The organism is Thermostichus sp. MS-CIW-30 (genome assembly GCF_054058015.1).
On sequence record NZ_JBSRZW010000004.1, the window covers coordinates 1 to 24,915 of the forward strand.

21 protein-coding genes, 1 rRNA gene and 1 CRISPR repeat array are annotated in these 24,915 nt (G+C 58.5%); of the genes, 12 read left to right on the plus strand and 10 right to left on the minus strand.

Annotated elements, in window-relative coordinates; genetic code table 11:
* Positions 1–211 (minus strand): 16S ribosomal RNA (locus ACVWXW_RS02565); the annotation flags it as partial.
* Between the two features lie 285 nt (positions 212–496).
* On the opposite strand from ACVWXW_RS02565, the gene ACVWXW_RS02570 reads away from it, so the two are divergent.
* Positions 497–964 (plus strand): peroxiredoxin family protein, encoded by a 468-nt coding sequence (locus ACVWXW_RS02570; RefSeq protein ID WP_011432999.1) that lies wholly within the window; start codon positions 497–499, stop codon positions 962–964.
* Positions 965–1,187: 223 nt separating this feature from the next.
* On the opposite strand, the gene ACVWXW_RS02575 is transcribed toward ACVWXW_RS02570, so the two are convergent.
* Positions 1,188–3,650, minus strand: a complete 2,463-nt coding sequence (locus tag ACVWXW_RS02575; protein ID WP_457402615.1) for a glycoside hydrolase family 31 protein — start codon at positions 3,648–3,650, stop codon at positions 1,188–1,190.
* A gap of 214 nt (positions 3,651–3,864) precedes the next feature.
* Here ACVWXW_RS02575 and ACVWXW_RS02580 point away from each other — a divergent pair, with 214 nt between their 5' ends.
* Positions 3,865–4,953 carry a PQQ-dependent sugar dehydrogenase gene (locus ACVWXW_RS02580; RefSeq protein ID WP_457402735.1) on the plus strand — a complete coding sequence of 363 codons (1,089 nt, stop codon included), beginning with the start codon at positions 3,865–3,867 and terminating at the stop codon, positions 4,951–4,953.
* A gap of 94 nt (positions 4,954–5,047) precedes the next feature.
* On the opposite strand, the gene psbH is transcribed toward ACVWXW_RS02580, so the two are convergent.
* Positions 5,048–5,251: a photosystem II reaction center phosphoprotein PsbH gene (gene psbH / locus ACVWXW_RS02585; RefSeq protein WP_414331336.1), complete on the minus strand. Its 204-nt coding sequence runs from the start codon at positions 5,249–5,251 to the stop codon at positions 5,048–5,050.
* Between the two features lie 210 nt (positions 5,252–5,461).
* On the opposite strand from psbH, the gene psbN reads away from it, so the two are divergent.
* Together psbN and dapF are read left to right on the plus strand one after the other, a co-directional pair.
* Positions 5,462–5,593, plus strand: a complete 132-nt coding sequence (gene psbN / locus ACVWXW_RS02590) for a photosystem II reaction center protein PsbN (RefSeq protein WP_011432995.1) — start codon at positions 5,462–5,464, stop codon at positions 5,591–5,593.
* Positions 5,594–5,619: 26 nt separating this feature from the next.
* On the plus strand, positions 5,620–6,489 hold the full coding sequence (gene dapF, locus ACVWXW_RS02595) for a diaminopimelate epimerase (protein ID WP_457402617.1): 870 nt from the start codon (positions 5,620–5,622) through the stop codon (positions 6,487–6,489).
* Between the two features lie 3 nt (positions 6,490–6,492).
* Here dapF and ACVWXW_RS02600 read toward each other — a convergent pair whose 3' ends face one another.
* Both ACVWXW_RS02600 and ACVWXW_RS02605 read right to left on the minus strand, forming a co-directional pair.
* Positions 6,493–7,137, minus strand: coding sequence for a hypothetical protein (locus ACVWXW_RS02600; protein WP_414375245.1), 645 nt, complete (start codon positions 7,135–7,137; stop codon positions 6,493–6,495).
* Positions 7,138–7,267: 130 nt separating this feature from the next.
* Positions 7,268–7,900, minus strand: coding sequence for a hypothetical protein (locus ACVWXW_RS02605; RefSeq protein WP_457402619.1), 633 nt, complete (start codon positions 7,898–7,900; stop codon positions 7,268–7,270).
* 132 nt (positions 7,901–8,032) lie between these two features.
* Here ACVWXW_RS02605 and pcrA point away from each other — a divergent pair, with 132 nt between their 5' ends.
* A complete protein-coding gene (gene pcrA / locus ACVWXW_RS02610; RefSeq protein ID WP_457402621.1) occupies positions 8,033–10,393 on the plus strand; it encodes a DNA helicase PcrA in 2,361 nt (786 codons plus the stop codon).
* A gap of 251 nt (positions 10,394–10,644) precedes the next feature.
* On the opposite strand, the gene ACVWXW_RS02615 is transcribed toward pcrA, so the two are convergent.
* Positions 10,645–10,959, minus strand: a complete 315-nt coding sequence (locus ACVWXW_RS02615) for a hypothetical protein (protein WP_457402623.1) — start codon at positions 10,957–10,959, stop codon at positions 10,645–10,647.
* A 519-nt stretch (positions 10,960–11,478) separates the two neighbouring features.
* Here ACVWXW_RS02615 and ACVWXW_RS02620 point away from each other — a divergent pair.
* Together ACVWXW_RS02620 and ACVWXW_RS02625 are read left to right on the plus strand one after the other, a co-directional pair.
* Positions 11,479–11,970, plus strand: coding sequence for a cytochrome c oxidase assembly factor Coa1 family protein (locus ACVWXW_RS02620; RefSeq protein ID WP_457391947.1), 492 nt, complete (start codon positions 11,479–11,481; stop codon positions 11,968–11,970).
* 83 nt (positions 11,971–12,053) lie between these two features.
* Positions 12,054–13,601, plus strand: coding sequence for a YcjF family protein (locus tag ACVWXW_RS02625; RefSeq protein WP_457402624.1), 1,548 nt, complete (start codon positions 12,054–12,056; stop codon positions 13,599–13,601).
* Here ACVWXW_RS02625 and ACVWXW_RS02630 read toward each other — a convergent pair.
* Positions 13,598–13,912: a hypothetical protein gene (locus ACVWXW_RS02630; RefSeq protein WP_414344672.1), complete on the minus strand. Its 315-nt coding sequence runs from the start codon at positions 13,910–13,912 to the stop codon at positions 13,598–13,600. The genes ACVWXW_RS02625 and ACVWXW_RS02630 overlap by 4 nt on opposite strands.
* Positions 13,913–14,108: 196 nt before the next feature.
* Here ACVWXW_RS02630 and rpsN point away from each other — a divergent pair, with 196 nt between their 5' ends.
* From rpsN to ACVWXW_RS02650, 4 genes are all read left to right on the plus strand, one after another.
* Positions 14,109–14,414 carry a 30S ribosomal protein S14 gene (gene rpsN / locus ACVWXW_RS02635; RefSeq protein WP_011432985.1) on the plus strand — a complete coding sequence of 102 codons (306 nt, stop codon included), beginning with the start codon at positions 14,109–14,111 and terminating at the stop codon, positions 14,412–14,414.
* 57 nt (positions 14,415–14,471) lie between these two features.
* Positions 14,472–15,104 (plus strand): ribonuclease D, encoded by a 633-nt coding sequence (locus ACVWXW_RS02640; RefSeq protein ID WP_457402626.1) that lies wholly within the window; start codon positions 14,472–14,474, stop codon positions 15,102–15,104.
* A 438-nt stretch (positions 15,105–15,542) separates the two neighbouring features.
* Positions 15,543–16,379, plus strand: coding sequence for an ABC transporter ATP-binding protein (locus ACVWXW_RS02645; protein WP_049749636.1), 837 nt, complete (start codon positions 15,543–15,545; stop codon positions 16,377–16,379).
* A gap of 76 nt (positions 16,380–16,455) precedes the next feature.
* Complete coding sequence (locus ACVWXW_RS02650; RefSeq protein WP_414356055.1) at positions 16,456–17,229, plus strand: ABC transporter permease; 774 nt, start codon at positions 16,456–16,458, stop codon at positions 17,227–17,229.
* 37 nt (positions 17,230–17,266) lie between these two features.
* Here ACVWXW_RS02650 and ald read toward each other — a convergent pair whose 3' ends face one another.
* The 3 genes from ald to ACVWXW_RS02665 form a co-directional block, all read right to left on the minus strand.
* Positions 17,267–18,355 carry an alanine dehydrogenase gene (gene ald, locus ACVWXW_RS02655; protein ID WP_457402629.1) on the minus strand — a complete coding sequence of 363 codons (1,089 nt, stop codon included), beginning with the start codon at positions 18,353–18,355 and terminating at the stop codon, positions 17,267–17,269.
* Positions 18,356–18,690: 335 nt separating this feature from the next.
* Positions 18,691–20,316: a CRISPR direct-repeat array (repeat unit 37 nt; unit sequence GTTGATCCCTACCTTTTCCCCGCAAGGGGACGGAAAC).
* A gap of 100 nt (positions 20,317–20,416) precedes the next feature.
* Positions 20,417–21,529: an LptF/LptG family permease gene (locus ACVWXW_RS02660; protein ID WP_457402631.1), complete on the minus strand. Its 1,113-nt coding sequence runs from the start codon at positions 21,527–21,529 to the stop codon at positions 20,417–20,419.
* Between the two features lie 108 nt (positions 21,530–21,637).
* Positions 21,638–22,861, minus strand: coding sequence for a pentapeptide repeat-containing protein (locus ACVWXW_RS02665; protein ID WP_457402633.1), 1,224 nt, complete (start codon positions 22,859–22,861; stop codon positions 21,638–21,640).
* A 165-nt stretch (positions 22,862–23,026) separates the two neighbouring features.
* Between ACVWXW_RS02665 and ACVWXW_RS02670 the strand changes: the two genes are divergently transcribed.
* On the plus strand, positions 23,027–24,856 hold the full coding sequence (locus ACVWXW_RS02670; protein ID WP_457402635.1) for a DUF1565 domain-containing protein: 1,830 nt from the start codon (positions 23,027–23,029) through the stop codon (positions 24,854–24,856).
* The last annotated feature ends 59 nt before the right edge of the window (positions 24,857–24,915 follow it).

Sequence of the window (24,915 nt, forward strand, 5' to 3'; positions counted from 1 at the left end):
ACGCAGGCTCATCCTCAGGTGGATTGCTCCTTTCAGCTTCCGCCTGTATGGGGTATTAGCAGCCGTTTCCAGCTGTTATCCCCCGCCTGAGGGTAGATTCCTACGTGTTACTCACCCGTCCGCCACTAACACCCGAAGGTGTCCGTGCGACTTGCATGTGTTAAGCATACCGCCAGCGTTCATCCTGAGCCAGGATCAAACTCTCCGTGTCAATTCAAGAGCTTGTCTCTGGAAAAATGGAAACTTGACAGGGTTGAATGAGCAGCCACCAGCCGACTCAGGGAGCCTGCTGTGCTGCTTGGCGATGGTTGACTGAACGAGTTACTTGTCAAGGTTCTGGGGCGCCGGGGCTGGGTGGCCTCATCAGCGCTTTACTACCCTATCCCCACCACCACTCCCACGTCAAGATATCCAACCCAAAATTTTTTGAAGCCAGAAGGGATCCGGATCCACCGTTAGACTGTTGAAGTGAGCTCAGATTGGGTTAGACGGGTCTATGGGGATTGTGATTGGGGCTGTTGCTCCTGACTTTAGCTTGCCTGCGGTGGGGAAAGGGATCCAAAAGGGAGCCCAGATTTCACTGGCGGCCTACCGGGGCAAGAGCAAGGTGTTGCTGGCCTTTTACCCGGCGGATTTTTCCCCGGTATGCACGAGCGAGATGCGTTGCTTTCGGGAGGATTGGGAAGCTTTCCGGGCCGCGGGCTGCGAGATCTTGGGGATCAGCAGCGATCCCCTCTCCAGGCACCAAGCCTTTGCCGAGCAGCTTAAGCTGGAGTTTCCTTTGCTGAGCGATGTGGACAGAACCGTGAGCCAGCAGTACGGGGTGGACAGCCTGCTGGGGACGCGGCGGGCCTATTTTTTGGTGGATAGCCAAGGGATCCTACGCTACCAGCATGTGGAGTGGCTGCCCTTGTTCAAGCGAGACAACCGGGAGCTGCTGGAGGCCGTGAGGGCGATTAGCTAGCTCGCCGGGAAGCCCCGCACTCTCTGCAACAGCAGGAGGGTCGGGATGAAAGGCGGATATATTCTGTACTATAATCAACATGGTTGTACAAAACGGCGTTGCCGGAATCTGGTGCAACTACGCGGTGGGGCATCCCGTGTCTGCTCGCAGAGGGTTCTTGCAGTAGCTCCCCGATGAAGCGAGAAGCCCACGCTGTACCTGTAGGGTCAGTGATGGGAGTATGTCACCTAAACGGGGGATCCTCTGGGGTGGGCCAGAGAACCCGTTGCGGCTGTCCGGTGTCCGGCAGGGAGAGGGGAGTGTGGCCAAGGGGCTCCAGAAGCCAGCTACGCTGGGGCGGGCTCCAGTTGCCCTGGCGGGCCTCGATCTCCAGAATGAGCTGGCCATTTTGCTGTCGCAAGCGGAAGAGGGTGGTGGCCCAGGCTCCTGCTCGATGGGCGAGGGTTTCCCCGTCGTCTTCGTAGAGGGTGAAGCTGCCGTTGCCGGGGTAGAGTTTGAGGTGCGGTTGGTCACGGCGCAGGTGGGCGGTGGACGGGCAGGGGGGAGCTAAAGGCAGAACGGAGCCACCCCGCACAAACAGCGGCAGTTGTTCGAGAGGGGCAGGGACGAGAATGTAGCGGGGGCCGGTGTGGGCCTGACCTGTCCACCAATCAAACCAAGTGCCCTGGGGTAGGTAAACAGCGCGGCACCGCACGCCAGGCCGAACCACAGGGGCAGCTAGGAGGGCGGATCCCAGCATGGCTTGATCTGAGATCTCGTAGGTTTGCGGATCGTCGGGAAACTCGTAGAGAAGGGGGCGCAAGATGGGGGATCCGGTTTGGCTGGACTCCCAAAAGAGGCTGTAGAGGTAGGGCAGCAGCTGGTAACGCAACTGAATGGCCTGCCGGCAGATGGTTTCCACTTCGAGGCCAAAGCTCCAGGGCTCGTGGGGGCGGGTGCCCAGGGCGCTGTGGCCGCGCATGAGGGGGTAAAGAATTCCCATTTGCATCCAACGGGCAAACAGCTCGGGAGTGGCATTGCCACCGAAGCCGCCGATGTCCGCGCCGACAAAGCTAACTCCCGACAGGCCCAGGTTTAGGAGCATGGGCAGGGACATCTCCAGGTGTTCCCAGGAGGATTGGTTGTCGCCTGTCCAGACGGCAGCCCAGCGCTGGATCCCAGCAAAGCCGGAGCGGGTCAGCACGAAGGGGCGCCGGTTGGGGTTGAGCTGTTCCAAGCCTTCACGGGAAGCGCGTGTCATCAGCAGGCCGTACAGGTTGTGAACTTCGGCGTGGGTGGTGGGTTCGTCGGGTGGGCCTTGGGGGGCATCGAGGGGGATATCGACGATCTGGCCGCCGTCTCCAAAGGGGCGGTCGTTGAGGGCCGGCTCGTTCATGTCGTTCCAGATGCCATCCACACCGGCTTGGGTGAGAACCCGTTGCCAGGATCCCCACCACTGCCGCACTCCGGGGCGCAAGAAGTCGGGAAAGAGGACTTTGCCTGGCCAAACGTAGCCATGGAAGAGGTGGCCGTCGGCGCGGCGGATAAAGAAATCCTGGGCCAAGCCCTCGTCGAAGACGGCGTAGTCGGCTTCGGGCTCGAACTTGACGCCGGGATCCACAATGGCTACCACCCGGAAGCCAGCCTCGTGGAGTTGGGCCATGAGCCGGGCCGGTTCGGGGAAGCGGCGGGGATCCCAGGTGAAGACGCGGTAGCCGCGCATGTAGTCGATATCCAAGTAAATGACGTCGCAGGGGATCTGCCGCTGGCGAAATTGCTGCGCAACGGTTTGAACCTGAGCGGCGCTGGCGTAGCTCCAGCGGCACTGTTGGTAGCCCAAGGCCCAGAGGGGAGGAAGGGGAGGCCGCCCAGTGAGTTGGGTGTAGGTCTCGAGCACCAAGGCCGGGGTGGGGCCGTAGATCAGGTAGTAATCCAGCTCGGGGGCGCGCACCTCGATGGCCCACTGCTCGGGATCGATCTGGCCCAGGTCGAACTGGCTCCAGTGGGTGCAGTGCAGGAAGAGCCCGTAGCAGAGGTTGGGGCGAAGAAACAGGGCGAAGGGAATGGCCTGGTAGAGATTGTCGCTGTGGGCGTCGTAGTTCCAGCAGTCGCGAGTCCAGTGGCTGTAGCGCCGACCCCGTTTGTTGAGTAGCCCCGCCCGTTCCCCTAGGCCATAGATGTGCTCGGCAGGGTGGAGGTGTTTGACCAGGCGGATGCTATCGGATCCCCAGGTAAGCCCAGAGGAGACATCGGCGCAAAACTCTTGCCCTTGAGAGTCTTGAAAACTGAACCGGAGGGGATCCCGATCGATCTGAACTTGCACCTGGGAGGTGGACAGGTGGATTTGGGTGGAGCTTTCCTGCAGTTCAAAGGGAGCCGGCGGCCACTCTTCATCGGCTGGAGCCACATCCCAGGAACGACGGGGCAAAAACGCTCCGCTGGGGCTAAAGCGCAGCCGAAACAGACGGGGGGTGAGCACCTGCATAGACCAGCGGCCCTGGGCACAGATGAGGTGGATCCCTCTGGAGTGGGGCTGGAGCTGCTGCAGGGATCCGCAGGTTGGCCTTTGGGGCGGGCGGGCGGGGGATTGGCCGTTCGCGCCCGCGGGATCGAGTCCCAAGATCTCGCCAGGTTCCAGCATGCTTTGGAGACAGATTGCTGCTCTCAAGGCTAGCCTATGGCCGGGAGGGGACAGGGGGTTGCCCACTCTGGTCCGCAGTGGGTTTTACCCTCATCGGTACCCATCTCCAGAAGAGCAGCGGTAATAATCGACTAGCTCAGACCCCAGAATCCATCGCGAAAACGAGGCGGCAATGGCCATGAGGATCCCGGCGATCAAGCTTCTCTCCTCACTGCTGCTTTTTGGGGGGGTGTCCGTCCCCGCTGTCGTGGCGGCCTACCCGGTCAGCCCGGAGATGGTGATGACCCTGCAACAGGGGGATCATGCCCAAGCCTTGCCCAGGGCCAGAACGGAGCAAGCGTTTCGGGTGGTTACTTTGGCCCAGGGTTTGGAGCACCCTTGGGGGATGGCCTTTTTGCCGGATGGAACTCTCTTGGTTACCGAACGCCCAGGGCGGCTGCGCCGAGTTACCCCCCAGGGATTGGATCCCCAGCCCATAGCCGGTGTGCCAGAAGTATTTGCCCGCGGACAGGGGGGCCTGCTGGACATTGCCTTGCACCCTAATTACGCGGAGAACGGCTGGATTTACCTGTCCTATGCCGCTCCTGGGCCGGGCGGCGGGGGAACCCGAGTGGCGCGGGCCCGCTTGGGGGAGAAGGGACTCCAGGATCTGGAGGTGATTTTCGACATGGAGCGCAAGACCCCCGCTCAACAGCACTTTGGCTCCCGCCTGGCCTTTGATGAACAGGGATTTCTCTACATCAGCACCGGCGACCGGGGAGAACGGGATCGAGCCCAAGATTTGGGGGATTCTGCCGGTAAAGTGTTGCGCATTACGGATGCGGGCGGGATCCCGGCGGACAACCCATTTGTCGGCCAAGCAGGGGCTTTGCCGGAAACTTTTACCTATGGCCACCGCAACATTCAGGGAATGGCCCGCCACCCTGAAACAGGGGCAATTTGGTCCCATGAACATGGGCCGCAGGGTGGGGACGAGATCAACATCTTGGCCCCCGGCGTCAACTACGGCTGGCCCTTGATCACCCACGGTCGAGAATATACGGGGGAACCTATCGGCCAAGGACTGGCGGCAGCTCCTGGATTGGCTTCGCCCCTGCTGCACTGGACACCCTCAATTGCCCCTTCCGGCATGACTTTCTACACAGGGGAGGCTTTCCCCGAATGGCGGGGCAACCTATTTGTGGGGGCGCTGGCCGGGCAACACCTGGCGCGCTTGGTACTGGATGGAGAGCGCGTGGTGGCAGAAGAGCGTCTCTTAGAGGGGGCGGTGGGCCGCATTCGCGATGTGCGGCAGGGGCCGGATGGACTCCTTTACCTGTTGACGGACGCCCCGAATGGATCCCTGCTGCGCCTGGAGCCAGCACCCTGAAGGCATCGGCTTAGGAGATGACGGAAACTATCCTGCTCCCGCTGGGCAGCTCTTTGGCGGGACAGGGACTTTCCCCAGAGTAGGGCTGGGGAACTCAGAAGCTGAGGCTCTCCCAAGAAACGTTGATGTCTTCCAAAAGCAGCGACTTGTTGTAAATCTGCAGGATGATCAACAGGAAGACGGCGAATAGGGCCATGAAGACCGCCATCAGGGGCGTGGTGCCCCAGCCGGGAGCCACTTTACCGTATTCCGAGTTGAGGGGACGCAGCAGATCGCCCAGTTTGGTACGAATGGCCATAGGTTCTCGCTTAGAAACCGAACACGTTGACGAAGTCGAAGATAGCAGGCTCGAAGGCGGATCCCTGGTGCTCGGCACCGCCCAGACAGCCACCCCATTAAAATCACGCTATCAGAATCTGGCCAACCCCTTTTGCCTTGAGCAATGAATTGTAAACTTGTGTAATACTGTAGTCGAACGCTCTCAGGATCTGAGGACTCAGACTTAGATATGGAACCCACCTTTTCCCTAATTGTGGCGATTGCGGCAGTCACCATCTGCATCACCGCGTTTGCCATCTACACGGCCTTTGGCCCCCCTTCCAAGGACTTGCAGGATCCCTACGAGATGCACGAGGATTAAAGCTTGTCGTTGGGATATCTGGGTAAATGTCTGCTCGGCTGATCCCCCGTCTCTCCTTTCACAAGTACCAGGGATTGGGGAACGATTTTATCTTGGTGGACAACCGCCGGCAGTCTCAGCCCTGCTTGAGCCCAGAAGAGGCCGTTGCCCTTTGCAATCGCCGCTTTGGGGTGGGAGCCGATGGGGTTATCTTCCTGCTGCCAGGGCAGGAGGGGGCAGATTTCAGCATGCGCCTCTTCAACAGCGACGGTTCCGAGGCGGAGATGTGCGGCAATGGGATCCGCTGTTTGGCCCGCTTTCTGCAGGACTTGGGGATCCCAGGTCGGGATGGCGCCTACCAGATCCACACCTTGGCGGGGCGAATCGTGCCGCAGGTGCGGGCAGATGGGCTGGTCACAGTGGACATGGGGATCCCTCGCCTTTTGGCCAGGCAGATCCCCACCACCTTGGCCGAACCCGAGGAGAAGGTCATTCGGCAGCCGCTTGCAGTGGCCGGGCGAGAGTGGCGGGTGACGGCGGTGAGCATGGGCAACCCCCATTGTGTGGTCTTCCTGGAAGGAGAGGGATCCCTGGAGGAGCTGGACTTGGCAGCTGTGGGCCCCCTGTTTGAGCATCATCCGGCCTTTCCTGAGCGCACCAACACCGAATTTGTGCAGGTGCTCAGCCCGACTCGTCTGCGCCTACGGGTTTGGGAGCGGGGAGCGGGGGCAACGCTGGCTTGTGGGACGGGTGCCTGTGCTGTTTTGGTGGCTGCTGTTTTGGAGGAGCGCGCAGAATCGCAAGCTACAGTAGAACTGCCGGGAGGAAATCTGGAAATTCGCTGGGATCCGAGCACACAGCACGTGTGGATGACCGGCCCTGCCCTACACGTCTTCAGCGGCACCACTGCCGGTTGAGAACTAGGCTCCCAGACCCAACAGGAGGATGGCCAGGAGGCCGAGGATCCCATAGGCAACGCTCCAGCCCTGCCGCCAGATCAGCGCCACTGCCAGGCCCAATAAGACCAAGCCCAAGCCCAGGCCAAGGCGGAGAAATAGAGGGTGTACAAACTGGCTGAGGGAGCGTTTGAGCCAGGGGAAGATCACCCCCAAGGCGAAGGCCAGTCCTACGGGGATCCAATCGATCCAACCTGTCTGCTCCCAGCCCCCCAACAGGTAAAAGCCGCCCAGACAAAGGCCCAGGCAGAAAAACAGCACCCGCATGCCGGGATAGTCTTGTCGATAGTTGAAAGCAAGGCTTCGGAGCTCCTTGGGGTGGGCCAAGACCAATGGCTCTACAGCAAAGCTTTCGCTCCACTCCGGCGCTTCTTCAGTTTGTCCGCGGCACCAAAGGTAAACGTTGACCTTGCGCAACCCTTGCAGCAGAGAGGCTTCCACCGCACTGCGCACCACCTCCATCACCTGCAGGGTATCCACCACATCGCCCGGCAGCCGTTCCAGCAGCACGTTGAGAACAGGCCCCTTCAGCTCGGCTCGGCCAAACAGCCGCAAGTTGGCAAGCTTGTAATCGAGGATTTGGTTCAAGATTTTGAGCTGGCGGCGCATGGGATCCCGCGAACAGAGAGCCGTCGTTCGACCGGTTGACTCAAAGCTTCAACATGACCGGTATGACCAGTCTAACGGTTGGGCCAGAGCGGCAGAAAAGAGACGTTCCCGGTGTGAAAAGGAGGTGGGACTATCCGATGAGGGTGCGAATGCACCGGCGAATGCTGAGGTTGGATCGCTCCAAGTCGGCAAATCCGCTCAGAAGAGTTCCCTGGCCGTCCAAAAGCAGCAAAGCGGCCTGTTGGCGAAAATTGATCCCAGGCAAGGTTGCAGCGGCTATTTCTTGCAGCTTCTGGATGGTTTCTCCCTCAAAATCGACCGAGACATACACAAACGGAGAAACCAGGCGGGGATCCGTCGGTACACTCTCCCGGATGGCCTGCAAAACCAAGTGGCGCACCAGCAGCAGCCCCCTGCCATCCACCAGCACGATCTGGCGCAGCCGAGGGTTTTGCCCAAACTCCAGGGCCAAACTTTTGGAGAGGGCTTCCGATTGCGAGCGGGTTTGGCTGTTGGTCAAGATCAACGCTTGAATGCCCTCATACCGACTTAGGTCAAGCTGCCCTCCGAAAACGCTCTCCACTTTGAAAGCCAGAGATTCATCACGGTTACCATTGCTGGGGCAGTTGCCGGCTTGAACGGGATCGAACGCACCTTGAGAAAGCAGGGCAAGGGTGGCAAACCCCAAAGCCACAAGTCTCTTTTGAACGCAAAGCCAGCAGCGGTTAGCCGGGGCACAGCAGCAGGACAGCACTCGGTTCATGGCGGGGAGCTCTGGAGCGGGCCGGCCAAATCTTAACCGATCTTCATCTTTGGTGCTCCAAAATGCCCTCTGGGCTTCTCATCCCCATTGGGTTGGTGCCCATAATGGAAGGCAGTTTCTGGTTTGCTGGCCATGACTCACGCCTCTTTGCTGGATGCCCTCAACCCTTCTCAACGGCAAGCGGTGCAACACTTTTGTGGCCCGCTGCTAGTGGTGGCGGGGGCAGGTTCCGGCAAGACGCGCGCCCTCACCCACCGCATTGCCTACCTGGTTCGCCACTATCGGGTGGATCCAGGAGAAATTTTGGCCGTGACCTTCACCAACAAGGCCGCCCGTGAGATGAAAGAGCGCATTGAGCAGCTCTTTGCCGAACAAGAAGCTCAAGAACAATTTGGGATCCCCTTAGAGGAATTGGAGCCGGCCCAGGCAACGCGACTAAAATCTGCTGTTTACCACCGCTGGATTAAGCCTCTTTGGATTGGCACGTTCCACAGCTTATTTGCCCAGATCCTGCGCCTGGAGATCGAAAAATATCAGGATCCCAAGGGGCGCAAGTGGACTCGCCACTTCTCGATCTTCGATGAATCAGATGCCCAATCTCTGGTGAAGGAGATTGTAACCAAGCAACTGAACTTGGATGAGCGCAAGTTTGACCCAAGGTCGGTACGCTACGCCATTAGCAATGCCAAAAACCAAGGTTGGACTCCTGCCGACCTGGAGCGCAATCAGCCCAACTTCCGTGGCCGTACCATTGCCCAAGTTTACGAAATCTATGAAGACCAACTGGCAGCCAACAATGCTCTGGACTTTGATAACTTGATTTGGATACCAGTGCAGCTTTTTCGACAAAACGAGCAGGTGTTGGCTTACTGGCACCAACGATTTCGACACATTTTGGTGGATGAATACCAAGACACCAACCGCACTCAGTATGAGTTGATTCGTCTGTTGGCCACCAACGGCGAGACCTGCAGATCTCGGTTGGATTGGAGAAACCGATCGATCTTTGTGGTGGGAGATGCCGATCAAAGCATCTATCGGTTTCGCGGGGCAGATTTTACCATCTTGCTGGAGTTTCAAGAGACCTTTGGCGATGGTCTTCCGGACGATGATACCCGCACCATGATCAAGCTGGAGGAGAACTATCGCTCTACAGCTACCATTCTGCAGGCGGCCAACGCCCTCATCGAGAAAAATACAGAGCGCATTGATAAAGTTCTCAGGCCAACCCGTCAGCAAGGAAATCCGATTTTTCTTCATCAGGCGGATGATGAGATTGCAGAGGCCGAGTTTGTTGTCAATACCATCCGACGATTACACGGCCAAAATGCCAATGCTTTTTCCTGGGGAGATTTTGCCATTCTCTACCGCATCAACGCTCAATCCCGTCCTTTTGAAGAGGTCTTGCTGCGGTGGGGGATCCCTTACACGGTGGTGGGCGGACTGCGATTTTACGACCGCAAAGAAATTAAGGATGTCCTAGCCTATTTACGGGTTGTGGCTAACCCTGCCGACTCCTTTAGCCTGCTGCGAATTATTAACGTGCCGCGCCGTGGCATTGGCAAATCCACCCTGGACAAGCTGACCGAAGCGGCGGCGGCTCTCAACGTGCCTTTGTGGGCAATTCTCAGCGACGAAACCTCTGTAAGTAGCTTGGTGGGTCGTTTGGCTAGGCCTGTCATTCAGTTTGCTCAGCTGATTCAGCATTGGCATCGACAGGCTTCTCAGACTTCAGCCGCCACCCTTATCGAAGGGTTGCTAAGGGATTCCGGCTATTTGGAGGATCTCAAGGCGCAGGGTACAGACGAAGCCGAAGAAAGAGCGGCCAACGTGATGGAACTTTACAATGCCGCTCGCCAATTCGAGGAAGAACAGGAGGATCCCAGCCTTGAGGCTTTTTTGAGCAATGTGTCTTTGGCTTCCGACTTAGATAACCTTCAGGAAGGCGCTGAGAAAGTTTCGCTAATGACGTTGCACTCTTCCAAAGGTTTGGAGTTTCCTGTTGTGTTCTTGGTGGGGGTAGAGCAGGGTCTGTTTCCCAATTTCCGGGCTTTGGAGGATCCCGCTGCCTTGGAAGAAGAACGACGCCTTTGCTATGTGGGCATTACCCGTGCCCGTGAGCAGTTGTATATCAGCCACGCCAGGGAAAGGATGCTCTACGGCAACCGCGAACCAGCTATTCCTTCGGTATTTTTAAGTGAACTGCCCCAAGAGTTAATCGAATTCGACAGACGCGGAGCCGTTTCTCGACAGCTCTCCCACGGCAGTGGACTGTCCCTTTCAGATGCACCCAAGGCCAGGCCCAATCGCCGCCAAAGCCGTTCAGAACAGTGGGCGATTGGAGATCGTTTGCAACATCCCCAATTCGGACAAGGCCAGATTACCCATGTGTTCGGCAGTGGTGAACGGGTCACGATTGCGGTGAGGTTTCCCGCTATCGGTCAACAGAAAATCTTGGATCCCCGTATCGCTCCTATTCAAAAGCTCAGCTAAGCGGCTGAACTCGGAAGGGCTCCAGCGATGAAGAGAGGCAAAGGGAAGTGCTGTAGAAGTCCGTAGCTCATTCGAGATTGCCTTGCCGTTGACGTCGTTGGTGATCCCTTGCTTTATATGTGTTTGCTTTATATGTGTTGCTGCACGACGGGGAAAGCAAAACCTCAGCTCCTCCTTTCCCTGATTTGACCGTTGCCCAACCCTCGACCTTACCTCTGCCCCCTCGTCACTAATTGCTTGTAATTGCTTGACTACCCGGTCTTGGGATCCCTCGCCAGGCTTAACCCAGTCGGCTGGGACTGAGTTGTCTCGGCTCTGTCCGGTACCAGGCGCAGGGGCGGGCCAAAGCGGCCAACCGCTATGGTGTTGTGCAAAGCCGGGATCTGGCGGATGGATCCCTGGCGTAGGCAGCGGTGTAGACGGCGCAGCAGGAAGAGGTCGGCTTCGGAGCACTCCTCTCGAAATAGCCTTACGTTAAGTTCGTGTTCCTGAGCAGCGGTGAGCAAACCGGTCATCATGGCGGTTTGAATGACCTGCTGCACGGTTATGGTTGTCGCTTCATCCATAGGTTTAGGCGATTGGATTGAGACCTTTTGCTGCTCTTATTCTCGACAAATCCCCCTGATATTGACTCCGCCAAATAGCGGATTCGATATGCGCGCTTTGTCATCTTTCCCAATGTTCAGGAAATAGGGCTTTCCAGGTATCCATTGACTTTCTGATCCATCCAGATCCTATTCAGGCGAAAAGCTTGAAATCCTTGCTTCACAAGCCTTTCTAATCGAAGTGGGAGCAGAGCTAACAATTGGATACGTAGGGATCCCATCCTCACTGCAGTACAAAATTAGACTCAACAGTGAGTTGCTTGAACTTGCCAAAGAGGTGCTGATCCCATGATTTTTCGAGCTGTTGTTTGAGGCCGTAACAGATATCTGTGGCAATACGGAACTGAGAAGCGATGTTCGTCACCGACAAATGGCGTAGGGTTGCTTGGCTTTTTGTCTGTACCTCGTCGGCAATGAAGGCATAGAGGATGAGCAACAGCCTTGTGTTAGGGTGGGGGCATTCTAGGGTGGCAATGGGCTGTGTCAGAAACTCCACAAAAAGTCGGCTGTGCTGTCCCTCTGGGCTGCTGTGGCTGCGGCTGTTTGGGCCTGCTGGCGGTGTTGGGCTTGGGGCTGGCGGGGGCAGGGATCCTAGTCTGGAATGGGATCCGTGCCTCAGGAGCCTATCGCACCTACCAATTGGCGGTGGAGCAGCTCGAACAAAATGCCGTGGTGGTGGAACGTTTGGGAGAGCCCCTGAGGCCGGGATGGCCCTCGCGGCTGCGTTTTCAGGAAGATGAGGAAGCCGGTTGGGTGTGTCTGTTCTTTTTGATTACAGGGGCCCAGCGCACCGGCGATGTGGTGGTGGAATCGGAGCGGGGCATGGCCGGCTCGGCATGGCAGTTGCGCCATCTGCAAGTGAAAGTTGACGGGGATCCGCAGGCCATTCAGGTCATCGAGGGGGAATCTCGGTGTGAAAAGGAAGAGTCGGATAGAGAAGCCCTGCCCCTGCAGCCAGAAGGCGACATCTAGGTAGCCGGATATGCTCAGCCGCGGGTAGAGTCAAAAGGACTCCGTCCCGCTGACGCGAACGGTTGTGGCCTTGTTGGATCCCTATGCGGTCGCTCCCTTACCTGCGCTTGCTGCTGTTGTTGGCGCTGTTGGCCTCGTTCACCGGGCTGATCGTCTGGCTGATCCAATCGTTTCTCGATCTGTACTACGCCACCCGCTACCACCCGATTTTGGGGGGGCTGTTGATTGGGGTGCTGCTGCTGCTGCTGCTGGTGTTTTTGGCCGCTGCCATCTACTACTTGTTTCTGTTTCGCCAACCCGCCCCCAGCAGGAGGGAAATTACCCAACCCCTTGCCTTGCCGGAGACGGCTTTGGAAAAGCGGAAAGCGGCGCAACAGAACTTGGCTCAACTGGAGGCGCAGCTAGCGCAAATCCAGGATGAAGTGGCGCGGGCAGCGCTGGCGGAGCGGTCGGCTCTGCTGGCCCAACAGTTGGCCCAGCCCCAGCTGAAGGTGGTGGTCTTCGGCACTGGGTCGGCGGGCAAGACTTCTTTGGTCAACGCGCTGCTGGGGCGGCGGGCGGGGGCGGTGGCGGCCACTCTGGGCACCACCCAGGCGGTGGCTTGTTACGATTGGAACTTGCCTGGGATCCCGCAGCCGGTGCAGATCCTGGATTGCCCCGGCATTTTGGAGATCGGCCCGGCAGGGGTGATGCGGGAACAGGAGGCGCAAGCCCAAGCCCAAGCTGCCGATCTGCTGCTGGTGGTGGTGGATGGGGATCTGCGCCAGTCAGAGGTGGATCCCTTGCGCCGGTTGATCGCCCTGGGCAAGCGGGCCCTGCTGATCCTGAACAAAGCGGATCGCTACACCTCAGAAGAACGGCAGATCCTCTTGCAACGCCTGCGGGAGCGGGTCTACCCCCTGATTCCACCTCAGGATGTGTTGATAGCTGCCGCTGCTCCAGCCCCTGTGCGGGTGGGATCCCAAACCTGGCGACCGGAGCCGGAGGTGGCGGCGGTGCGGGATCGCGTGCAGGCGGTGCTCTATGCCGAGGGGGGATCCCTGGCCTTGGACAATGCCCTGCTGCAATCGCAACAGTTGGGGGAAGAGGCCAAACGGATTCTCCAAGCCCAACTGCGCCGGCAGGCGGAGGAGGTGATCGATCGCTTTCAGTGGATTGTTACAGGAGTGGTGTTCGCCAACCCCATCCCGGCGGTGGATCTGCTGGCCATTGCCGCCATCAACGCCCAGATGGTGGTGGAACTGGGATCCCTTTACGGCTGCAAAATGAACCTGCAGCAGGGGCGGGAGCTGGCCTTGTCTCTGGCCAAAACCCTAGCGGGCTTGGGCTTGGTGGAAGGGGCGATCCAACTGACCACGGGGATCTTGGCCACCGTTGCCGAAGTGAGCGTCGTCGGTTTTCTGGCGACAGCCCCCATTCAGGCAGCCAGTGCTGGCTATCTCACCCGCATTGCCGGCAAGAGCTTCATTGAGTATTTCCAGCACAACCAAAGCTGGGGAGAAGGGGGGATGCAGGCGGTGGTCAAAGCCCAGGTGCAAAATACCCAAAAATCCGGTTGGCTCAAAGAGTTTGTCCGCGAGGCTTCCCGGCGCATCTTCCGAAATGGGATGGCCAACCCAAGGGATCCCTAATGGCCGCTCAGGGCAATATCCGTCGGCATGAAGGCCAGCTTCAGTTGCGCCACATAATCGGCGTAGCTCAGTGCCGGCCCAGTGTCCCAATCCGCCAAGCCATGCATGCACTTCGACCATTGAATGAAGGCGGCAGGATAGATATAGGCCAAACTGGGATCCTGCAAAACCTCTTTGGGCAGTGGAGAGGCCGACTTCAGCACTGCCAACAGAGCCGGCGGCTTGTGGAGAATCACGCGCGTGGCCTCAATCTGCTCTGGGGAAACCCTAAACTTGGTGGCGATAAACGGGATCACTCTGGAAATGGCCATCACCCAACACCAACCTCGCCTGTAGAGGTAGGTTGCCCCCAAGCCGAGGGGCTGGCCTCAGGGATCCTACGGAGAGCGGAAAAGGAGTGATGAACATTGGCGAGGATAGCCGTGGGCGGGCCTGGGATCCCCTTGCTTGGGGCCGCTGCTCCCCGTTATTCTAGTAAAGTTGAAAAATCTGGGGAAACAGTGAGCCGTGGCTAAAAAGAGCATGATCGAGCGGGAGAAAAAGCGCCAACGCTTGGTCGAGAAGTATCGGGAGAAGCGCCAACAACTGAAAGCGGCCATGGCCGATCCCAACATCGACCAGGCCACCCGCATGGAGCTGCACGCCCAACTGCAAAAACTCCCTCGGGCCAGCTCGCCCACACGCCTGCGCAACCGCTGCTGGAAAACCGGGCGTCCCCGGGGTTACTTCCGCGATTTCGGCCTGTGCCGCAACAGCCTGCGGGAAATGGCCCACAGAGGCTTATTGCCAGGTGTGGTCAAGTCTAGCTGGTAGTTGCCTGGCCTTCGCCGCTTGGTTATGCAGCCAAAACACCCTTTTGAGAGATCCTGAGTGGGCCTGCAACCTTTCCAGCTCTGCGACGAAGATCTCACCCCTGCAATGGCAAAGGCCCTGGCCGGGGAACCCCACTTGGCCGTGGATACGGAGACGATGGGGTTGATCCCGCAGCGGGACAGGCTCTGCGTGGTGCAAATCGCCAACCCTGCCGGCGAGGTGGTGTTGTTGCGGTTGAGCCGTGGAGTAAAGCAGGCCCCCCTTCTGGCGGGGCTGCTGACGGATCCCAACATTGAAAAGATTTTCCACTACGCCCGCTTTGACCTGGCGATGCTGCGCTATCACCTGGGAATCCGGGCGTGGCCCGTCTTTTGCACCAAAATTGCCAGCAAACTGGCCCGCACCTACACCAGCAAGCATGGCCTCAAAGATGTGGTGAGCGAGCTGTGCGGGGTCGAACTCAACAAAGCTGCCCAAAGCTCCGACTGGGGGGCCGTCCACGCGCTATCCGCCGAACAGCTGGAATATGCCGCCAACGATGTTCGCTATTTGATCCCGGTGCGCCACAAGTTGGCGGAGATGTTACGGCGGGAAGAACGCTGGGAGTTGGCGCAGCAGTGTTTCCAACATTTGCCTACTTTGGTAGAGCTGGATCTGTTGGGCTTCAGTAACGTCTTCGAACATCAGTAGTCGGAGTCTTATTTGATAGATAGTTATAGATAGTTATAGTCGTTTCAGGTTAGGTTGAGACGCCAGGGCTACTGAGAAAGGCTTTCTGGCTTCGTGCATTATTGCTCCGCAACGCTGGCGCGACGACGCGACCAACGTTTTAGTGTGGGTGCAGTGTCTTAGTTTGCATCGAAATGACCATATTCTTTTGGATGACCGGATTCTCAGGGATCCCCCCTCTCCCGAAGCTGAAAATGGGGATACGTCACCGGCGCATAAAGTATCTGCCAACACAGTTGGCCGCCCTTCTCTTTGATGTAGTGAGGATGGGGCTGGTCGTACCAATGGGCTTCTCGAGATAAACCGGCTTGCAGCCCCCATCGCTCCGGCCATCATCTGTCTGGATCAGGGGGATCAGCCCTCACTTGGGCCACTATGAAAATCATTGGAGTTGAGTCAATGTTGGAGTCGCAGAGGGTGGTTCAAAGTGGGTTATCTTCCCCCGCTGTTTCGGGCAAGCCCGTTCTGGAGTTGCGCCACGTCTCGCTGCAGTACCCCACCAAGGGATCCCCAGTCACGATCATCCGCGACGTCAGCTTTTCTGTTGCCCACTCGGAGTTTGTCTCCATTGTTGGGCCGAGCGGCTGTGGCAAGACTTCTCTTTTGAAGATGATGGCCGGCCTGAACACTGACCATGGCGGCACCCTCTACTTTCAGTTGCAGCCCATCGCCGGCCCCCTGAAGAGTGTGGGCATGGCCTTTCAAAACCCGGTGCTGCTGCCCTGGCGCACAACCCTGGAGAACGTGTTGCTGCCGTTGGAGGTGGTAGAGCCCTACAAGCGCACCTTCAAGCAAAACCTGGCCCAGCACGAGAAGTCGGCGCTGGAGCTGCTGGCCACCGTGGGCTTGGAGGGTTTTCAGAAAGCCTATCCTTGGCAGCTTTCTGGGGGAATGCGGCAGCGGGCTTCCCTGTGCCGCGCTTTGATCCATCAGCCGGAGCTGTTGTTGTTGGACGAACCTTTTGCCGCTTTGGATGCCTTTACCCGCGAGGATATGTGGGAAATGTTGCAGCGGCTGTGGCTGCGCACCGGCTGCACCGCCATTTTGATCACTCACGATTTGCGGGAGGCGGTTTTCCTCTCCGATACCATTTATGTGATGGGGCCACGGCCTAGCGAGATCATCTTTTCCCTCAAAGTGGATCTGCCCCGTCCACGCCCGCTGGAGATCTGCCTGACGGACGAGTTTCACCGCTTGGTCTCGGAAGTGCGCCAGCACATTCGGCGCAGCTATTAGGCCAAAGAGCCCTTGATCCAAAAAATCTGGAAAGGTTTGCTGGACAGGTTACCACGCATCTCTGCCGAGGGATCCCATGAAAAAATCATTTGACCGATTTTTGCAGACCCAAACGGCTTCTGTGGTCTTGCCCGCTGTCACCATCGTTTTGACCCTTGTGCTCTGGCAGGTGGGGGTGGGGCTGTTCAACGTTCCTCGCTTCATTCTGCCGGCGCCCACCCAGATCCTCGCAGCCATGAACCAGTGGAGCCCGGTGATTCTGCGTCACTCCCTAACCACCCTCACTTCGACGCTGCTGGCCTTTGCGCTGGCTTTGGTGGGGGGGATATTGCTGGGATCGATCATCGGCAGCTCCCGCCTGGCCCATCTGTGTTTGTACCCGCTGCTGGTGGGGTTTAACACCATCCCGAAGGTGGCTTTGGTGCCGCTGCTGGCGATTTGGTTTGGCTTGGGCCTGATCCCGGCGGTGATCACGGCCTTTTTGCTGGCCTTTTTCCCCATTGCGGTCAATGTGGCGGTGGGGCTGGAGACGGTGGAAGCCGAAATGCGGGATGTGCTGCGCTCGTTGGGGGCCAGCTCTTGGGAGATTTTCACCAAGGTGGGGCTACCCCACAGCATGCCCTACCTGTTTGCCTCGTTGAAGGTGGCCATCTCCTTTGCTTTTGTCGGCTCGGTGATCTCGGAGACGGTGGCTTCCAACCAGGGGCTGGGCTACCTGATCGTGTCGGCCAGCTCTTCTTTTGATGTGCCTTTGGCCTTTGCGGGTTTGGTTGCCCTCGGCATTATGGGCATTTTGCTCTACACCTTTTTTGCGGCTTTGGAGCGCTATGTCCTGTCCTGGCGACAGTAGCATCTGCTCCAGGGGATCCCACCGATGCCTGAACAAGCTAGCCCAAATCTGGAAAAGTGGCCCGCACTGCCGGGTGGACGATCTTTCCTGCCCTGATGTTGAGCCCTTTGGCCAAGGCCGAGTCTTGTTCCAAAGCAGCGGCCAGGCCAAGGTTGGCCAGCTTGAGGATGTAGGGGAGTGTGGCGTTGACCAGCGCTTGGGTCGAAGTCCAGGGAACGGCTCCGGGCATGTTGGGAACGCCGTAGTGCAACACCCCGTGGGCTTCGTAAACCGGCTGGGCATGGGTGGTAACCCGCGTGGTGGCGATGCACCCCCCCTGATCCACCGCCACATCCACAATGAGGGAGCGAGGACGCATTTGGGCCACCAGCTCTTCTCCCACCAAGACCGGGGCCCGCCTTCCCGGCACCAACACTGCCCCTACCACCAGGTCGGCCTCGCGAACACACTCTTCCACGCTTTGGGCCGTGCTGTAGAGCAGCTCTACCCGCGAGCCAAAAATCAGCTCCAGCTCGTTCAGCCGCTGCAGGTTGATGTCCAAAATCTGCACCCGCGCCCCCAAGCCTACGGCCATTTTGGCCGCCTCGGTGCCCACGGTTCCCCCGCCCAGGATCACCACCCGCCCCGGCGGCACCCCCGGGATCCCGCCCAGCAACACGCCCCGCCCCCCCTGCTGTCGGGTGAGGTAATGGGCGCCAAATTGCACCGAGAGCCGCCCGGCAATCATGCTCATGGGCATCAACAAGGGCAGGGATCCATCCGCCAATTCCACCGTTTCATAGGCAAGGCAGGTGGCCCCCGATTGCAACAGCGCCTGGGTCAGCTCGCGGCTGGCGGCCAAGTGCAAATAGGTAAACAGGATGAGGTCGGGATGGAGCAGAGAATACTCAGCCGGCAGGGGCTCCTTGACCTTCACCACCAACTGCTGCCGGTAGATCTCCTCAGGAGTGACAGCCAGCTTGGCCCCCGCTTTTTGGTAGTCCTCATCCGTGAAGCCCGCCCCCTGGCCTGCTTGGGTTTCCACCCACACCTGATGCCCCTGTTCGGTTAAGGCCCGCACCGCCGCCGGTGTCAGCCCGACACGGAACTCTTGCTCTTTGATCTCTTTGGGCACGCCAATTCGCATAGGGATCCCCGTAGGGCTGCTTTCCAGTCTAGACAGACTCTCTCCCCGATGGGATCCCTGGCCTGAGCAGGAGAGCGAAAATTGTAAAGTTTTGTGCGCGATCTGTCGGGGCAAGCAATCGCCAGGCTAATTTTGTTAGCTCAAGATTTCAAGGGCAAACCTAGATCTCTTGCCATGATTGGCACGAAAACAAGACATAACAGCCTCAGAAAGCCCAATTTTCTTGCTTGCGCTTATCCCCAAGAGCAATGTTAATATCTATGTCACGAAGTCTCCGTACTCCCTCGCGAACGCACCTTGAAAACTGCATGGATTCAAGCTTTTCCGGGGGTAGGGTTGATCCCTACCTTTTCCCCGCAAGGGGACGGAAACTTCGATCTCCGCGAGATCGATGAGATCTTCCAGACTGGTTGATCCCTACCTTTTCCCCGCAAGGGGACGGAAACGTTTTGTGGACAGATAGATGGCGTCGCCGCTTACCCGTTGATCCCTACCTTTTCCCCGCAAGGGGACGGAAACAGCTCCCCGGACTGCGTTTGGTTTAAGCGGGATAGGTTGATCCCTACCTTTTCCCCGCAAGGGGACGGAAACTGCTTTGCGTACAGCCCGGTTGAACCGCGAGCGTTTCGTTGATCCCTACCTTTTCCCCGCAAGGGGACGGAAACCCCTTCTCCAAAATCAACCAGTATCCACGATACTTGTGGTTTGATCCCTACCTTTTCCCCGCAAGGGGACGGAAACCCATCATATCCTTCGGGTATTTCAGGGCAGTCTAACTGTTGATCCCTACCTTTTCCCCGCAAGGGGACGGAAACAGCTCCTCCAGCAACTTAATGGAGAAATTGTAAGTGGAGTTGATCCCTACCTTTTCCCCGCAAGGGGACGGAAACCCGCAACGCAGCCAGGATCCGGTTCTTTAAGCTCTCGGAGTGTTGATCCCTACCTTTTCCCCGCAAGGGGACGGAAACTGTAGCGAATCACGTCGGACTTATTGAAAAGCTTGTTGGCGTTGATCCCTACCTTTTCCCCGCAAGGGGACGGAAACACGAGAGTTGATCTAGCTGGTTGATTTGTTCTTTTGTTGTTGATCCCTACCTTTTCCCCGCAAGGGGACGGAAACTAGAGGTATTGGACGACGGTGTCGTACCAACCTTCTTCGGTTGATCCCTACCTTTTCCCCGCAAGGGGACGGAAACCGCTGAATAGTTGCACGTGCAATGTGCTCCCAAGAAGTTGATCCCTACCTTTTCCCCGCAAGGGGACGGAAACGAGCATCCAGGATGTAGTTGAAGAACTCATCGTCCCCACAGTTGATCCCTACCTTTTCCCCGCAAGGGGACGGAAACTTGTACTGGTGATCATTGCTGGGATTTAAGACTGTAAGTTGATCCCTACCTTTTCCCCGCAAGGGGACAGAAACGGACCCGGGGTGGGCCTTACGGGTTTTGGCAACAAGGCAGGAAGTTGATCCCTACCTTTTCCCCGCAAGGGGACGGAAACTTATCCGTTGGACCAATGATCCAACGGTAACCCACTTTGTTGATCCCTACCTTTTCCCCGCAAGGGGACGGAAACAGTCCAGCTCTTCCACGGCTGCTTCATAGTTAAGTTCGGGCGGTTGATCCCTACCTTTTCCCCGCAAGGGGACGGAAACGTGGTACCAAACCCTACCTTTGACGTTATCATAGGCATGTTGATCCCTACCTTTTCCCCGCAAGGGGACGGAAACACGAAGATATACCCAACACCTCCTGGAATTGCGTACCAGTCCGTTGATCCCTACCTTTTCCCCGCAAGGGGACGGAAACGCCCTCAGGGATTTTGATACCAGTTAGGCTTTCATCATGTTGATCCCTACCTTTTCCCCGCAAGGGGACGGAAACCGTGGGATATCGCCTTTAGACCGAACGGTTTAGATAGGTTCGTTGATCCCTACCTTTTCCCCGCAAGGGGACGGAAACCTGAGCTACGCGAGGCGAGAGGAGAGAGAAAGGAAAGTTGATCCCTGCCTTCTTCGAGACATCCTTGAGAACTGAGACTGGCGGATTCTAGGGTGGATCCCTAGCGCAGGAAACGGGCCAGCAGCACCAGTCCGATGCCGCCGAACAAGATGTTGAAGCTCCAGGCTGCCGCCCAAGGGGGAAGGGCTCCCACTTCTCCCAAGCTGCGAGACACGCTGAGCACCACGTAGTAGCCAAACACCAACAGGATCCCGAAGACGACGCCCCCGTAGCGTCCCACCCGCCGGGCAGTGCTGGATCCCAGGGGTAGCGAAATCAGCACGGCAAAAAAGCTGGCCAAGGGCAGGGAGAAGCGCATGTGGAACTCGGTGCGCAGAGCCTGAGTATTGAGATTGGAGCGGGCCAGGCGGGAAATCCGCTCTGCCAGCTCCGGCAAGCTCAACTCGCTGGGGGGAACCGGCGGCTGCATCAGGGCAGCCAGATCCTGAGAAACTTGCAACGGCTTGCGATGAAACGTTTGCTCGGCAATGCTGAGGCCGGTGGGGCCGTAAAGGTGGGTCGCTCCTTCGCTGAGGCTCCACTCCAGTCCATTCCACACTGCCTGAGCGGCCAAGGTCACTTCCGCCAACTGGTATTTGCCCCCCGGCAAGGGATCCACCCGCAAAATCGTAACATCTTGCATCGTATTTAACCGGGGATCCACTTGGCGGATGAAGAACCAGAGGTTGTCTTCGGTTTTGAAAAAGACATCGTATTGCACTGGGGTGGCGGTCTGGGCCAGCAAAGCTTGCTGATCGATCTGGCGGATTTGCTGTTTACTGGCTGGCAGCAGCACGTTGCTAATGAAAAAAGCGCTCAAGCTCATGGCCAACCCCACCAGCAGCAGGGGCCGGAAAATCCGGCTAAACGGGATCCCGGCTGCCCGCATAGCGGTGATCTCACTGTTGCCGCTCAGCTTGCCCAAGGTGAGCATGGTGGCAAAGAAGGCGGCAATGGGCATACCCAGCACCACCATCTCCGGCAGATCCAAAACCAAGAGGCGCAACACCGTCAGGGGGGGGACGGATCCCTCGACCAGCCGCTCGGCCAGGGTAAACAGTCGGCCCACCAGCAGCAGCAGGGTTCCCCCCGCAACACCGGTCAGCACCGGGGTGAGCATCTGCCCAAATAGATAGCGCTCCAGCAGCCAGAACTTGGTGAGCAACCGTGCCATGTTTGAGAATCGAAGGGGATCGCCCTTCTCCCCAAGGGAGAGGCGAGTTGCAATAGCCGAAGAATCGGCGGCAAAAGCCCTGAACCAGGCTTATCGATTTATTCTCGCTCAAGGGCTTGGGGCAGGTGGGGGAAACGACTCCGTTTTGTCGGCAGGATCCAAACGCGGCTGAGGAGAGTTGAGGGGAGGTTCGGACGCGGGATCCAGCTCGGCCCCCCAGGCGGCCAGGTAGGCCCGTTGTTCGGGGGAAAGGCGGCGAGCCTGGCGGAAATCTGCTCCTGCCACGATAGCTCCGGTGTAGGCTCCGGTCTTAAAATCCGGCTTTTGCCCCGGCTGAGCGGGGGAAGCTGTCTGAGGGGATCCCACAAACAGCAAAGCGCGGTAAAGGTCTGCTCCCCGCAAATCGGCATCCCGCAAGTTAGCTCCGCACAGATTGGTGTGGCTGAGATCGCAGCCGCTCAGGTTGGCTCTCTCCAGGCTGGCTTCGCTGAAATCCACCGCTCGCAACAGGGTGCCATGCAGGTCGGCTCCCTCCAGCATCGTGCCCAGGTTGACCACTCGGATGCCGTTCACGCGATCCCGCTGGTAACCCCCTTTGCCGTCCAGAATGGGTCGGCCCAGGTGTTGATCCCGCCGCAGAGGGCTGAGCAGATTGGCAGTGGAGAGAAAGCGCAGGATCTTGGCTTTGCCGAAGCGATCCACCCCATTCAACAGAGCAGCCGTGCGCCCGGTAGCAATGGCCCGCTCCAGGGGCCAATCGTCCAACTGCCCATCGGGAGACAAGACCAAGTTGGAAATGCCTTCAAAGTAGGCGTCGATGGTCTGCTGCTGGGTGATGATATTCTGCTGAATGGTGAGATCGCGGGAGATAATGTACTGCCGCCAGGCAATGTAGGCAGCCAGGATGGCGATCAAGATCTGGCCTGTGGCCCCAAACACTTCTCCCAAAGCCCCAATCGCCTCCCAACTCAGGGATCCCAAGGCAGAAAACAGCCCGCTCCCGGCAATCCCTCCCATCACGGCCAAGCTGAGGGCCACTCCCGCCCAGGCCAATTGAGGCCAAGTGGTCAGCCACTGCCAAAGACGGCGTCCGATCTGAGCCCAAAGCGATCGCCCCCACCAGCCCGCCAGGCCCAGCCAAGCCAGCACCGCCCCCCAGCCCAAGACCGGCTGAGCCATCAGCTTTCCCAAGAGCAGCAAGAAGGCCGGGATCCCCAACAGCAGCAGATGAATCAGGGGTTGCCACGGTGAGACCGGAGACAGCAGGATCTCGGATTCAACCAGCGGCGGCTCTTGGGGCAGATGTTCGGGGACAAGGGTTTTGTAGGTCATGGCGCAAGCAGGGAGGTTACTCTAGGGCTAGTGTTAGACTTGCAAAAAAAGCCTGCGTTAGTCCGTATTTGGAGTTGGCGGATAGGGCAGGATCCCGCCTACTCAGTTTGGTAGGATAACCTCGGCCTTTCTTCTCTAGCCCAGCCTGGTGTGGGGATAACCACTATGATCTCTTCCTTACTGTTCATATTGCCTATTAGCCTGCAGCAATGTGGCGAACACCAATCTACAGCAGTCCTGCCCGGCTTGCGGGTGCAGCGTTACCGCTGGGCAATGCTGGTGCGGCTGGCGTCCTCTCTGCTACTCGGCACCACCTTACTGCTAGCAGCCAAATTGGATCCTGGCTGGGCGCAAACTTCCCTGGACACCGGCATTACCGGTGAGCAGACCCTGCCTCAAGCTCCCCCTCTCCCGGACAATCGCCCGGCTATTTTTGTGGATGCGGCCAACGGCAGCGATACCCGTGGGGATGGATCCCGCAATAACCCCTTCAAGACGATTACTTATGCCATTCAGCGGGCTGAGGCTGGCAGCGTCATTCAGCTTTTTCCCGGGGTATATAGCGAGGAGAGCGGCGAAACCTTCCCCATCCGTCTGAAAGCCGGCCTCACCTTGCGTGGGGACGAGTCCACCTTGGGAGAGGGCTATCTCATCACCGGCGGCGGTACCTACATGAGCCCGACCCTAGGCCGACAAAATGTTGCTCTGCTGGCAGAAACCGGCGCAGAAGTGCGAGGAGTTACCCTGCGCAACCAAGGGCGGCGCGGCTATGCCCTCTGGGTCGAATCGGCCTCCCCGCGCATTCTCAACAACAGCTTTGTGGGCAGCATCCACGATGGGATCTTCATCGCTGGCGCTTCCAATCCCTGGGTGGAGGGCAACCGCTTCTATAAAAACGGGGCCAACGGCATTTCCGTTTTGGGCACCTCCCAGCCCACCATCGTCAATAACCTGTTCCAAGAAACCGGCTTTGGCATCACCATCGACCAACGCTCGGCGCCTGTTGTGCGCAACAACCGCATTCTGCAGAACCGTACCGGCGTGATCGTCGGGGGCAGCTCCAGGCCCATCCTGCGCAACAATCTCATCGCCCAGAACTTGGAGACCGGCCTCACCGCCATCACCACTGCCCAGCCGGATTTGGGCACGGCCACGGATCCCGGCAACAACATCTTTGAGGGCAACGGCCAATACGATATCAACAACGCCACCCGCGGCCTGCGCATCAATGCCAACGGCAACCAACTGCGGGGCAAAGCCAAAGGGGATCTGGATCTGTCCGGTCAAACCACCGTTGCCGCCCTTCCCGACAGCGCTCCCCGCCCCATTGCCCCTGGCACTTTGGCTCTGCCCAGCGCTCCGGCCCAGCCGGCTACTCCCAGGGATCCCCGGCCAGCCGCTGAGACCCCCTCCACCTTACCGGTTGTGACGGTGCCGCAATCGACGGATCCCAGCCCAGTTGCCTCTCTATCGGGATCGGGGGGGCGCGTTTTGCCCAACGTTCCTGCCCAGCCGGCGGACACTCAACCCCAAGCGCAGGAGTTTGTTGCCGTCCCCTTCACGCCAGATGGCTCTACCGCACCTGCTCAGCCGGTTGGCCCTGCCCCCGCAGCTCCTGTTCCCAGGCCACCGTCGGCTCCCCTCACAGATATCACCACCCTTCTGCCCCCGCCGGCCCGTCGCTCATCGGCAGGGATCCCGGCCACTCCCTCTGCTCCCACTACAACTCCAGTTGCCCCCCCTGTGGTTGCTGTGGGTAACGACTCCGTTTCGCCAACGCGAACGGCAACTCAATTTCGCGTGTTGGTGACCCCCAAGAGCAGCGATGACTTGAACCGATTGCGGCAGCTCATCCCCGAGGCGGTGGAAACGGTTTTCAACGGCAGAACAGTGTTGCAGGCTGGCCTCTACGACAGTCGCAGCCAGGCCCAGTCGGTGTTGGATCAGCTGTTGGATGCCGGCTTTGAGGCGGTTGCCGAGATGATTTTCCGCTAGCGACCCTCCACACTGCCGGCTTGCTTCTCCATAGCGGTACGAGGGAGCTTTGATCCCAG